We start from the raw sequence: 14,044 nt of genomic DNA, 5'->3' as shown, positions 1-14,044 counted from the left end.
GAGTTCATCATAGGGAGTTGACCATGTGACACCTACCGATCGGATTTTGCCTTATAATGACATATGGCTTGATTGTGTCAATAATAACTTGATGTCGATTCTCATTAGTCATCATTCATCGTTCGAGAAGCTGCCGCTGACTTTTAAAACGCAGTACTGGAAAAAACTCATCCACCAGACATTCCCCGAAGACAATTTTGAAAGCTTGCTGCATCAAGGATTAATGCTGCCGAAGGTTCAATATGACACGGAACAGCTCTATCATTATCTTCGGTTTGAGGATCAGCTTCTTGAGCAATCAGATATACCTTTGCTGGATGAGATGATTCAAAGCGCTTTAGACAAGAAGAAATATGTCTTTCTCGATGTGGACCGCTTTTTTTATTCCAGTGGAAGAGAATCCGGTAAAATACATTTTATCCATCCGACCTTTATTCATGGGAAATGCGCGAGTGGGGGGGCATACACAGTAATTGAAGATTGCTTATCTCCAGGGCGAATGCACGATTATCAAACTCCACTTGAAGTCATTATGGAATCTACCCGATATCTAATGACAAGCGGCAAAAAAGTTAGATTCATCATGGTTTCTGTGCATGAAGGATCGATAAGGAATTTTAACCATGAATTTTCAGTACAGGACTCGTTTGTCTCAGAACTCAGAAGCAATCTATTGGATAATAAAGTCGTTTTTCTTGAGCAATATGGTCTTCATTATCAGTTGGGACTAAAAGCGTTGACCGATTATGTAGAGGAATTCGAAGAACTTGTAGGTCATTTGAACGATACCAGCATATTTGCCTTGAGAAGCAGTTCTTTTGCACAGAATCATAAGAAGAATAACAGGCTTTTTAAGCTACTGGAAGATCAATCGTCCCATACAAATCTCTATAAGAAGTTAGCAGACCAAAGCGTGGAACTAAGTCGTTTATGGGAAATTTATAGAACGACAGTTATTAAAATGATCGCATCTAATAATCATGTTCATGATCAAGCTATCGTAAAACTCGAAGAGATTGTGAAGAAAGAATATAACATGGTCCAGACGATGAAAATGGCAACTGAGGTTAGTAACCAATGCAATTGAGATGATCTAAATGATAACTAATGAAAAAACGCCTTTTAGTCAGGCGTTTTTTTAATTGGAGAAGGTGTTTAATCTCCATACATACATATGTACAAAATACGGGTTTTGTGAATATGTATGATAGAAACCGCGAAGCACCGCGGGTTTATCGATCCTTATTGTTTACAGCCTTACGCATCTCTTCATCTGTTAAGTGTGTATATATCATAGTTGTTTGTATAGATGAATGCCCTAATTGATTCTTTAACCTTGGTACATCGTTGTTTTCCAAATGGTATCGCGTTGCAAACGAGTGTCTAAGCGAAAGTACTTCACCTCATTATAATTCTCAAACAGTTATCATGAATAAATATGACTTTATTAGTTTATAACACCCGTGAATTTTATCATTTTGTATGGATAAATATGTGTTTTCAGCTGAATTATAGTCTCATTTGAAGCAAAAAAAAAAAGCCCGGAATCCGGACTTTAAATAATTTAAAATAGATGGCTTTACAGCGGGGATGCATATGTTTCTAAAGCGTTAATCGTCATATCTAAAATATGAAGATACTGCTTGCGGCTGCGGGCTCCGCGGATAAAAGAGGTATCCATCCCTGCTTTCCGCAGTTTCTCAATCCAGTCTAGCGCTGCCTCACGCCCCATACCTTGCTGAAGCATTCCATAATACATATACACAAGTTCATTACTGACATTCGTGTTAAAAACCATCGGATCATCGGAGTTTACATTGACCAGCACATTTTCCAGTGCAGAATTACCCGCAGACTGCAGCTTAAAAAGCTGATTACCAAAAACGGAATCAATTTCTCCGATGGCTTCATTCGATGAGGGGTTAACTTCAATAACAATGCCGCTCACAGAAACCTTGTGAATCAGATATTTTTGCATATCACTCATCATTATCTGTTCTATTTCATCGGTCATTACATAAATGGGCTTTTCCATTTTCAACAGGGTTGCTTCCTGATGATAAGCTGCATACAGCTTATCCTGCAGTTTCATTGTACGCTCGTAATCCTCAGGATCTCCCTTATCTTCTCTATCTTGCTGAAGCTTCATTACTTCTTCAGTACGCCGCTTGAATCTGCGTTCATATACATTATACAGTACAGGAATACGTAAATCGCCTGCAGACACAACTTCACCAAACAGCTCTGCAGCAATACGGTCAATCGTTCGCTCCAAGTAAACCAGTGTCTCCGTCTGCAGACTGGCAGTATGACTATATACTCCCCAAATCCAGAGCAAATTGTCCAGATATTCTCCGCGGGGAATAATTACCAGCGGGTTATACCTTACCCATTCCGGAATATCTACACCTAGTGCTATACCGTGCCCGATTCGGTCTCCGGCATGAAGTTTGCAGTAGCGTATGACTTCATCAATACGGCGCAGGCCGGAAATGAGGTGCCTAAAGTCCTCGCCCGCATGAAAAGTAAAGAACAGGCTTTGCCGGGGTAAAATATTTCCTTGCGGATCGACGATGCGCAAGGCATCATATTTACTATCCCGTGCTTCTTCAAATACCGGGGCAAACACCTGCACAGGCGTGTTATTCTCAAGACTAGCTGCATCCAGACCAACAATAAAATTTGTAGCCATCGGTATGACTCTGCGCAGCTCCTGCAAATGCTGAACCTGCTTAATATACTGCTCCTGCAGATCACCGAAGTGCAGCGCTCTTTTTAGCGTATGATCCCGTTCCTGGTCGTATTGCCATAAATCCTTGTTTGAATTATCCGGCTGCTTGATAAGATGATAAACAATACCAAGCATAGGAAATTCTACTTGCGGGTCATCCTCGACCTTATAATCCTCCTGAAGTACCTCACGATATGAGCTTAATATTTCGTACAAAGTCTGCTTATTCGTCTGCAGCTTGTTTTTAATTGAGATCCTCAGCTCAACTTTTTTCAGGTAACCATTCTGGAATAAGGTTCGGAGCATTGTTTTATAGTAGTCCCTATTTTTAGCAATACCATCTGTCGCCCGGTCAAAATACCCCCGAAAGAAGTCAAGGCCGTGCATAACAGTCGGCTGGGTGACCTGCTGGTAAAATTCGTTCTTAATCGATACGTAAATGAAAAAAGTACGGAAAAACTGTTCAAAATACTCATCAAATGAAGGCAGCTGCTGAATAAGTTGTTTATACGATATAACGAGATGTAAAAATATATTTTCCCCGTAAGTCTTTATGCCGCCGTGATTCTTAAAAATACTGAAAATAAAGTCTGACGGTTCCGGATCCCCGATATCTATATAAGCAATCCTGACTCGTTCTATTGCACTTAACAATTCTTCCGATTTAGCAAACTCACAGCTCCGATCCCTGATCAAGCTCCACAACAGCTCAAGGGTTTGATTATCCTGCTGCTCAAAGCTATTTTTCAGCCAGACAAAAAACGGTAGATGTTGATCTACAACAGCTTCCACCTGGCAAGTCTCAGAATGATTTCTGTAAACTTGTTCGTTCAGGTAGATTGTCATTACTAACCGGAGAAGCCTGGCTGTCAAAATGTAGGACTCCACATTGTGCTTTGAGGTGGCAAGGTGATTGGGAAGAAACTTCTGCAGATATCCCGCTTCAATGCGGCCGTTCATCACGGTTTGCCACAGGATAGAGAAATTAAATGCAGCTGAGGCATGAATATGATTCTCTGCCACTCCCCGGCGCAAGATGTCATCCAGTGCTGCATCCGCCAGATTGACATGCTGATAGAACTCATGAAGTTGAATAGGATTTCGCAACCCATTTTTTATAAAATGCAGCATAATAATCAAGTCAAGCGGGATAAACCGGCTGATCGCATGAAAAAAACGGACCTTATCCTGTCCCTTGTATTGATCCATAAAGTCAATGAACCGCCACTTCTTATCTTGATTGACGTCGTTTTTCCAATACTTGAATACCACATCTCCGTCCCGGTAAGAGATAAGGGCATCACCGAACTCTTCCAAGATATGAAAATAGTGCAGATACAGCTTTTTCTCAATGGCAAGTGGATTTTTGGAGTCTTTAAACCGGAAGCCTGAACGCTCAGCTTCATCATCGCTGCAAAGCATCGGGTAAAATTTTTGCATAAGCAAATTGATTTCATCCATACTTTTAGGACGTGCTTTCCGTAAAACCTCATTCTGAATCTCAATCCGAAGCTCATTTTGAGCTTTTTGACGATCTGCTTTCCCCACTTCACTTTTCTCTTCTATGTAACCTAGAGCCGCGAAAATCTTTTTCTGGCCGAGGAAACTTAGATTCTGGAACGGGAATAGGGAGATGTTAATGAGGAGATTGATTTTGTTAATCATTCGAAATCTCCAAGTCCTCGAAATCATTGAAAAAATCATCATAATCATCAATTTTTTTTGGTTCATCTTGATCACTATCTAAATCGTTCAATTTAAGATTGTATCCTTTGATATCTGCAAGTGTCTTCGACTGGAATCTATTATGTGCTTCGTATAGTTTTCCTTGAATAAATTTCTTTGCGTTCTCATAGGTATCCATCTTTTTCTCAACTTCATTTGCTCCTATATATTTAGCATACTGATGGATTGTATATCTTTCCGATTCAGAAAATGCTTCAACTGAAAATCTTGAAGCATTTTTTAATTTAGGAAGGAAAACATTAGCTTCTAAACGTCCGTAGTAAACTCTATTATTTTGTGATAATTTTTCGATTGTTCTCAAGCCAAATCTATATGTTCTAAACTTTAAGTTATCTTTATTATTAAAAATCGGTTTGAATGCTTCCTTGGCTTGATTGAAACGGGTATTACTTATTCCCGCTGGAGCTTCCATAAAAATCTCTGCCTCTTTTTGATCAATTTCCTTCAATTCAACTGATACGTTTTGTTCTGAGAATTTTAGTAGAATATCTTTTGCGAACTTGTTCATTCTATTCTTTAGTGTCGAATAGATTGCATCAGGCACTTTGGTCAAGTTACCACTAGTTTCTCTATCACCATTAATCACATTTAGCATATATCCAATATCAGTAGATTTAAGATTAGATTTTGTTAGCACAACTGCTGTATTTTTAATGGTAATAATTGAATTCAGAAATAAAGATCGCTTAATTTGCAAATCCATAAACTCAACCGACCTTTTTTTTAGCTGTTCCTGGTTAACAGCTAAACTAAATTCTTTTTGCTTTTTATCAAGAGCAGCATCCCACACGTCCATTAATAGCTTAAATTGACGTTCTGCAATAACTACTTCTGCTGTTTCGGCACACAAAGATTCCAATAAATTCAGACTAAAGTTTGCCAGTTTACTATTTATATCATCTTGATTTGAATAAGCTTGGTAATAAAGTTTATCAAGTATTGTCATCGATTTTTTTTCAGAATTCTTTCCCTCCTGCATTCTGTAACTCAACATCGCTTCCTCTTGAAGTAATAGTGAATATATTACACTAATGACATATTCATCTTTTACTTGCGTATCTTCAGAAGTCCATCGATTTTTATAATACAAATTTAGATCTATATTATAAATTAATTCGGATATCAACGCGGAAATTTCAGGATTTGCGAATACAGCTAGTGTCTCGACTAGAAAAAATAATCGATAATCCGAATACTGATTATGTTTTAAATATTCTTGATCTATATATTGATCTGATTTTCTTTTAATATCGATTGGCTGGTTTAATAATTGATCCATTACGTCCTTTCTCCAATTTAAATAATGTACTTGATCATGAGTTACCTTTGGCAACAAATTTGTTACAAGTTCACCGATCACGTACAGGGTTACCCTCAAATTCTCAAAATCTTTATCTATTTCGTAAGGATTATTTATTTCATTCAACACATCGTATTGAATTGAAGAACTTTTCGCCTCACTTCCCCAAAGCAAATATTTCCCAAAAATAAACTCTTGGTGAGGCAGTAGTTTAGTATTTGATAAGATCAATGTGTCAATAAATGCTTTTACTAAATGAAAGTATTTATCCACATCAATTTCTTCCCCATTCTGTTTAGCTTTTATTAGTTGATTAAGATGATAATAAGCATTAACGATACCTCTTGGTTTCTCATCAAATATTACATAGCTTCTTTTAATTGGCTTATTAATTGTTTCATTAGCTTCTTTATCCTGATAACTGAATATAGACCATTTACCGAACAGTCTACTCAATTGCTCTAAAAGCGTCTCTTCTCCAAACGCAAAGAATGGAATTGTATTCTCATTCCATTTCACTAGTTGGTGACGTCTTGCTGGCGGGATAATTTTCTTCAAATATTCATGAGCTAAATCGGTTTTCCTTTTTAAGATGGTCAGTTTACCTTCTTTATCTGACTCTATCTCACTATCTTTAGCTGATACTTTCAATGAATCCTGCGCACCTAACCCCAGCTCTTTCAGCGGTTCATCCTGCAGCAAAGCCAGCGTCAATGATTCAGTCAAGATCTCATAATCCCCGGACAGAACAGTGATGATATTCGGATGATTGGTATACTGCAAGAGAGCATCCATCAGTTCGCGAGTTTTCGAGGTTTTTAGGTCGATATCGTCAATGAAGATATAAATAAGAGGAACTGGGGATTGACATTCTTCTGTTGCTCTGTCTTTTTTATTGTTTACTTCAAGAGTCATGAGCTTTTTCTTAACATCAATAATGGTATCTATCAGTATCATCAGCTTCTTTTTAAACTCGATATCAGGGATCAGCAGCCGCTCCGACTTACGGATATGGGTTGCGAGATCAGCGAAATTTTGTCCTAACATGTCCCGGTAGTGCCGTTCAGTATAAAGATGATATTCTATCGTCTCATCAATAATCTGCTTGAGCGGGTTGTTTGGCTTCAATGTACCGTTATAAAAATATGAGCTAAGATCAGGAGGGACATCCCTTTCATCATTTTTTAATATATGTAATTTCTTCAGTGACCTTATTAACTTATTCCCCTCTTCACACAATAATCCGACAATTGAGCCGATAATTTTTGTATTTTCACCAAAGTTATCCGGCTCGATTAGCGGAAGCAAGATATTCATCATATCTTTAGACAGATAATTCCGAAGTGTATAGAGCGCCGACGATTTACCGGTCCCCCGTGGACCAAATATACCTACCGTATTATTAAAATCTTGTTTATCATTCCCACCACAACGGTTTTGCTTTTTAAGAGCTTGTTTGGCAGCGGTCGACCGGATTTCCTGCAACTGCTCCAATAATAGATCGTATGTCGGCATGATTTTATACACTTGCTCTCCCAGTGCTCTGGCGCCGAGGATTACTTCCTCTTGATTCTCCGATGTATTTGTATTTAAAGTCACTGTTTAATCTTTCCTTTCAAATTCAAATTATTTATCTTTTCTGCAGGGTGTTTCCAGCTTCCTATTCAGCTCAACCAGTTGCTCCAAAAAAGCAATCGTTCCAGTGCGCGGATCAGGATTAGGCGAAATAACCGGCGTGATACCGCGGGCGCATAGAATACGCTCCTGAATTGGATTAGGTGTAGTCAGGAATAAATATACAGGAGGGCGGTCAGCAGAGGAGTTGAAGGATTTCCATATCTGATTCAGCTTATGAAGTAGCACCCGAATATTGATGTCACTCAGACTGTAACCGAGGAAAAAAATCGATTTGCCTAAGATATCGGAACGAAACTTGATATCTAGCGGAGATTCAAAATCCAAACGGTCAAAGAAACTGGACTCGGTCAGGACGATACTAGATTCATCTTTCGTCTCCATATCACCATGAAATTTAATGATTTGCGTATCGCATCCGCTGCTTTTGGCAATATCCTCCACGTTGGCGATTTTGTGATACTTGGTACATGGAGAGTATTCTTCAAACGCCATTTCCAATCCGTTATCGTAATTCGTCGTGTATATTATTGGAAATTTCAGCTGTATGAGCAATTCATGAACTTTAGAGGCTTTGACCATATCCGAGCTGACCACCCACTTGCTCTGGAATCTTTCCATCAGCGGAGCCATTGAACCTTATTTCAAAAAAAAATACTCTGCTAAGGGCAAATAATCTTTATTACCTAACTCCCAGTAAATCTCCGGATCGAAGCCCAGCTCCTTCCCCCCTATGTTGATAAAAACTTACAATCTATTATAATTCTGTTCCTTTTCTTGCTTTCCTGCTTTCTATAAAAAGAATGTCGTTTCATGATCGTAACCCTTTATCAGTCTTTCCATCAAAAAATCGGAATACCTACAATAGGATATCCCGATTTTTTGATATGAACTGTTTTCAGCACTCTTTTAGCCCCCTGGAAAGGGAAACATTAAGTTTGGTAAACCACTACTTATAGGCTAGAGAAGATGGTACCTATACTATATACTCTCGTATCATCTACAGAGAAAATAATAGTGATTTATTGAAAAGTGATTAGAGAAAATATCACATAATAATATGTGTCACAATATATATAGACCCACTAAAATTTTGTTTGAATTTAGATAATAATATACTAAAAGAAATACGGGTTTTGTGAAGAAGTATTATATAAAAGTCTTAACCCTAAGCATTTAACCTTATTCAAACAATTAAATCGTTAAAACAAATAATCAACCCGCACCAACGGGCTGATCATCATCTCAACATTTCAATATTCTGTTATATATTCATTTCTGTTATATATTCATTAATGATTGACCTTCATTTATCAGTTATCAACATCTTCATAAGCGCCAGCAACTGATCCATATTGATCGGCTTGCTTAGATACTCCGTAGCTCCAGCCATAATTACACGTTCCCGGTCTTCTTGCATGGCTTTGGCAGTCAAAGCAATAATCGGTACATCCTGGTGGCCGTGCAGCTCCTTGATCTGCTTAATGGTCTCATAGCCGTTCATGACGGGCATCATGATATCCATAAGGATGAGATCAAACGATGCGGAGTTCTGCAATGCCTTCAGCGCATCTTCTCCATTGTGTGCTGCCGTGATGTCCAGTCCTTTTTGAGACAGGATTGTGGTTAGCGCATATAAGTTACGTTCATCATCGTCAACCAGCAGCACTCTTTTGGAAAATAAAGGACTATGATTGTCTTGAGTCTCTATATCATCAATAGATTTATTCAAATCGACAGAAGTATATCCTTCTGCGGTAACCTGCTCATCCTTCTTCTGCTCTTGATGCACCGGGAGATACACACTGAATGTACTGCCCGCCCCTTCTGCACTCACTAGCTTAAGCTGGCCGCCAAGCAGCTCTGTAAGCTCTTTGGAGATCGATAATCCCAAGCCGGTTCCTCCGTATTTACGCTCCGTATCACCTTCCGCCTGCTGAAAGGCGTTAAAGATAAGACCTTGTTTGTTCTTGGCAATGCCGATGCCGGTATCAGTCACACTGAAAACAATGCAAGGCCCTGCCGCAATCCCTTGCAGCTCCAGAAGCTCTTCAGCAGCTGCCATGCGTATTTCCAAAGTTACCGTGCCTTGAGCTGTGAATTTGAACGCATTGGATAACAGATTTATGATGATCTGTCTTAAGCGGTGAGGGTCCGTGTATAGGATATCCGGCAGTTCGTCGCTTAATTTCACCTGCAACGGAATGCTTTTCTTCTGGGACAGTTGGCCAAAATGAAGGGATGCTGACTCCGGAATTTCGGATATATTCACTTCTTCCATGGTAATGTCCATCTTCCCGGCCTCGACCTTGGACAAATCCAGAATGTCATTGATCAGTGCCAGCAGATCCTGACCCGACGAATGAATCGCTTGGGTAAATTCAAGCTCCTCTGCATTCAGTGAGCCCGATGGATTCTCCATCAGGAATTCGGAGAGCAGCATAATCCCGTTCAGAGGCGTCCGCAATTCATGCGACATATTGGCCAGAAACTCCGATTTGTATTGTGTGCTCCGCTTCAGCATTTCGGCATACTGGGTCAGCTCCTCACGCGCATCTTGGGCTTCCCGGCTCTTTTGCTCGGCGATCGCGTTCTGATCTTCCAGCTTCTTGTTGGTGATCAGCAGGGATTCGGCCTGAATATGCAATTCTTCGGATTGCGTCTGCAGCTCTTCTGAATACACTTGCAGCTCCTCATTCTGACGCTGGGACTCTTCCAGTAACCGGTCAATTCTCATGCTGCTGACGGTACTGACAATGGCGGCTCCGAATTGTGCGGCAACCGACTCCAGAAACGCGATATTCGCTAAGGTCAGCGGCGCAAAAGAGGCAATCTCAACGACCGCCACCACTTCTCCCAGAAAACTCACCGGCAGCAGCAGCAGATGCTGCGGCGAAGAGGCCCCCAAGCCGGAACGGATATGAATATAATTCTCCGGGAGCGGAGCAATATTCAGGGTGTGCCCTTCTTTGGCACATTGTCCGATAAGACCTTCCCCATAGAGAATCCTCTCCTGCTCCGTATCCACGCTGCTCCCTGCAAACACCGCAGACCGGGTCAGGTAATCCTCCCCGCATTCCTGAGAACGGATATACAGCGTGCCATAGGGATAACCGATCATTTCTGCCGTCTTGCTGAGGAAGATATCCCCCAGCTTCGCAATTGTGGTAACACCCTGATACCCTTCCATCAAGCCATTGGCCCGCTCCTGGAACCATTCACGCTCCTGCTGGCTGTTCAGCAGCTGGTTCGTCGCATGACCGAGATCGCTGACTTCATCATTAGTGGTCATCGTCAGACGGGTATTCAGATCCCCGGTGCGGACAAGAGCCGTTAAGGTCCCGGTAATTTTCCGCACAGTCGCCGAGATAGAATGAGCTATGATCCAGGAGGCAGATATTCCTGCTGCGGCGATCAGGAACCAGACGATATACAAGATTTGCAGCAGAAATTGGTTGCGATCCGCTTGCTTATCTATCAGCAGGTTAGTATTCTCATTCATCGTCGCCCGATACCCGCTGATTTGGCTGCGAATCCGGTCCATCTGATCTATGCCTGCATCCGTATTGAAGATTTTTAGGATCTGCGCATCCTGCCCCTCTTTTTTGAGCTGAATGACCGGGTCTCCGGTGGCCGCAATCCATCGATCTACATTCTCCTTAATACTGTGCAGGCGGTTAAGCTGAAGGGCCCCGGCATTCGTTAGCGCAGCCAGTTGGTCGTAATTGCTGTCCAGGGAAGCCTGTCCCTGCCGGTAAGGCGCCAGATATTTGTCTTGCCCGGTGATAACATACCCCCGCTGTCCCGTCTCCATGTCCAGTATATTTTTCTCAAGCTGATTCGTTAAATTGGTCATTTCCCGGTCTTGTTGGGTAATGGAGTTAGTCGCTTGCTGTAAGGAATGAATGCGTCCGTGCACTACAATTACAAACGCCAGTAAGGCGGAAACAATGAGTACAGTGATAGATAATATCTTAAGTTGAACGGTAAAACGAATTCTCCGCACAAATAACCTCCGCTCTGTCTGCTCTATGGATGGATAAAATCCTATTCTACACGTTTATCAGAAGTTAATATAGCTTTATTGTCATAGATGCGAAGGTTTAATGTCTCTATCTGCAGCTGGTGTGATTGTCCTGCCCTGCAGCATACATCCATAACAAACAGCTAGAGCCTCTAGAAGTTCTAGAGGCTCGTAGTAGTATTACTATATTTAGTTGCCAGTCATCTTCTGATACATACTCTCCGAAATAGTTCTTCTGGCAGTTACATATCTATCCTTATAGTAGCTTGAAGACAGCTTGGTGATGGTTACTCCATTATTGCTTGAGGAATGTGCAAATTTGTTGTCGCCCACATAGATGCCTGCATGCGAGATGCCGTTGCCTCCGGTGTCGAAAAAGACAAGATCTCCCGGACGTAGATCGGACTTGGCTACATATTCGCCTGCACTTGCCTGCGACTTGGATGTTCTCGGAAGATCTAAGTTGAACTTGCCAAATATGTATATTATAAATCCGGAACAGTCAAACCCTTCAGATGCCTTGGTGCCCCCCCATTTATATGGAGTTCCCATAACCTCATTAACCTCTTGGTCAAGCCTGGAGCTGTCATCCGCAGATGCTCTTTCAGATCCAAACGATAGCAATAGTACAATCCCCAGTAGCCACACGATCCCTTTCTTCAAAAAGAACTCAGTCTCCTTTCTTGCCGGCTAATGCTGCCTGACATATATTAATTTTTTGTAACTATTATGAATGATAGTGTAATAATCTCCGTTCGTCAACCCCTTCGGCGCTTTTTGAAAGAGTTTACATTCCCAGGCCCAGGTTAATCTCCCGGATTCGCGCAAGCGGCACCTTCGGCTCACGTTCCGCAGTCATTAAGCCGTTGACCTCTTCCTGAACGTCCGTAACCTGCGTATAACAGTACCCGGAGATGAACGGAATGGCCTGAATCGCCCGGGTCAAGCTGCCGAACCGCTCCAGAAAAGCTTCCTCGCTATCCACCTGCTGGCCATACCCCCAGCCGTGCTCGCTCTTGAAGGCAATCCCCCCATACTCGCTGATGATAATCGGCTGCCCCTTATAGCTGTACCCTTCTGCAAAAGCAAACTTCCATTCGTTATACGTGCCGCTGCCGCCGGTAATAGAATCTTTATCCTTATAGGTTTCATATAACGCTTCGGCCCGCTCCACATAATCATGCAGGGTCAGGATGTCGGACACGGTGTGCTCCCAGCCGTCATTCGTAATCACCGGACGATAAGGATCGATAGATTTGGTCAAATAATAGATGCCCTCCGTGAATGTCTGCTGCCGGACGTCATGAAGAATATTCTGCACACCCCAAGATTCGTTAAAAGGCACCCAGGTGATGATGCACGGATGATTATACTGCTGCTGCACAACCTCCAGCCATTCTTTAGTGAAACGCTCCAGCGCCTCGTCGTTATATTCATAAGCGGCCGCCATCTCTGACCAGACCAACAGCCCTTTGACGTCACACCAGTACAAGAAACGGGCGTCCTCCACCTTCATATGCTTGCGCAGACCGCTCCAGCCCATCTCCATAATCGCCTCAATATCTTGAATCAGCGCTTCTTCTGACGGCGGGGTCAAATGAGTATTAGTCCAGTAGCCCTGGTCCAGGATCAGTCTTTGGTAGAGAGGGATATTATTTAGAAGGATCTGGCCGTCCTTGATCGAGATATTGCGCATACCGAAATAAGAGCCTACCCGGTCAATCTCCTGTTCACCCGCATACAGCACGAATTCTATGTCAAAAAGGTTCGGATTCCCCGGTGACCACAGGTTCTGCAGCCAAGGCCCGTTGATGCCGCCCATCATGCTGACCTCCACTGTCATGCATGATCTGTCCACTGGCAAGCTAAGCTTATTTACTCGCTCCCCTTGAAACGTAATTTCCGTCTCCAGCCGGAGATCCTTTTCTTCCGGGAGGCCGTGTACGCGATAATCCAGCCGGAGCATTTGGCGGTTAATGTCTGGCGTCATTTTCACGGAATCCAGCCGGGCCCTATGGACATGCTCCAGCCAGACGCTTTTCCAGATGCCTGTCGTCTGCACATAGAATGAATCGTGGTTCCGGCCCGCCCAGCGCTGCTTGCCCCGGGGCTGCAGACAGCTGTCGCTGTCAGTCACCATCAGTACGATCTCATTGCCGCCCTCGGGTCTAAGCAGATCGGTAATATCGAAGGAGAAACGGGTATACGCCCCCTCATGCTCTCCTGCATAGCCGCCGTTCACCCAACAGACCACCTTATAATCCACGCCTTCAAAATGCAGCACCGTCCGCTTCCCATCTTCCGCCCGGAACAGGTCCAAATGCTTGCGGTACCAGATCCGCGGGTGAAAGGTCTCTTCACCAATGCCGCTGGCCGCTGTCTCGTAGGTGAATGGAACGTTGATCGTGTGCGTGGCCGGAAAATGGTCCATCCAGCGCTCCGCAACGCCTGCATTGTCATCATCAAAGCTAAAATCCCATTCTCCGTTCAGATCCAGCCACTGGCTGCGGACAAATTGGGGTCTCGGGTAGTTAGGGGTATAGAATTTCGTAGCTGGCTTTGTAGTTGCTGTAGTAGACATCTCGAACCATCCTCTTTCTCATCACTG

The 14,044-nt window shown here is 42.6% G+C and carries 7 protein-coding genes and 2 pseudogenes; 1 reads left to right on the top strand and 8 read right to left on the bottom strand.

The window, feature by feature from the left end:
* The first annotated feature begins 25 nt into the window (after window positions 1-25).
* Window positions 26-1,087, top strand: a complete 1,062-nt coding sequence (locus NSS64_RS11700; RefSeq protein ID WP_341140175.1) for a hypothetical protein — start codon at window positions 26-28, stop codon at window positions 1,085-1,087.
* A gap of 145 nt (window positions 1,088-1,232) precedes the next feature.
* Here the strand turns inward: NSS64_RS11700 and NSS64_RS11695 are convergent.
* From NSS64_RS11695 to NSS64_RS11665, 8 genes and pseudogenes are all read right to left on the bottom strand, one after another.
* Window positions 1,233-1,397 (bottom strand): annotated as a pseudogene (locus NSS64_RS11695) (tyrosine-type recombinase/integrase); the annotation flags it as partial.
* Window positions 1,398-1,579: 182 nt separating this feature from the next.
* Entirely contained in the window at window positions 1,580-4,396 is a 2,817-nt protein-coding gene (locus NSS64_RS11690; protein ID WP_341140174.1) for a hypothetical protein, read from the bottom strand.
* Window positions 4,389-7,376: a hypothetical protein gene (locus NSS64_RS11685; RefSeq protein WP_341140173.1), complete on the bottom strand. Its 2,988-nt coding sequence runs from the start codon at window positions 7,374-7,376 to the stop codon at window positions 4,389-4,391. Before NSS64_RS11685 ends, NSS64_RS11690 begins: the two co-directional genes overlap by 8 nt.
* A 27-nt stretch (window positions 7,377-7,403) precedes the next feature.
* Window positions 7,404-7,994, bottom strand: a complete 591-nt coding sequence (locus NSS64_RS11680; protein ID WP_341140172.1) for an SIR2 family protein — start codon at window positions 7,992-7,994, stop codon at window positions 7,404-7,406.
* Between the two features lie 724 nt (window positions 7,995-8,718).
* Window positions 8,719-9,936 (bottom strand): response regulator, encoded by a 1,218-nt coding sequence (locus NSS64_RS32750; protein WP_445667838.1) that lies wholly within the window; start codon window positions 9,934-9,936, stop codon window positions 8,719-8,721.
* Window positions 9,937-10,179: 243 nt separating this feature from the next.
* Window positions 10,180-11,331: pseudogene (locus tag NSS64_RS32745) on the bottom strand (CHASE3 domain-containing protein); the annotation flags it as partial.
* Between the two features lie 294 nt (window positions 11,332-11,625).
* Entirely contained in the window at window positions 11,626-12,099 is a 474-nt protein-coding gene (locus tag NSS64_RS11670; protein ID WP_340940494.1) for a C40 family peptidase, read from the bottom strand.
* 124 nt (window positions 12,100-12,223) lie between these two features.
* Window positions 12,224-14,017 carry a glycoside hydrolase family 2 protein gene (locus tag NSS64_RS11665; protein ID WP_341140170.1) on the bottom strand — a complete coding sequence of 598 codons (1,794 nt, stop codon included), beginning with the start codon at window positions 14,015-14,017 and terminating at the stop codon, window positions 12,224-12,226.
* Window positions 14,018-14,044: the final 27 nt, after the last annotated feature.

Origin of the sequence: Paenibacillus sp. FSL H8-0122 (assembly GCF_038005345.1) — a bacterium.
In the GTDB taxonomy this organism is placed as follows: Bacteria; Bacillota; Bacilli; order Paenibacillales; family Paenibacillaceae; genus Paenibacillus_AQ.
This window is presented reverse-complemented; position numbering and strand designations above follow the sequence as displayed.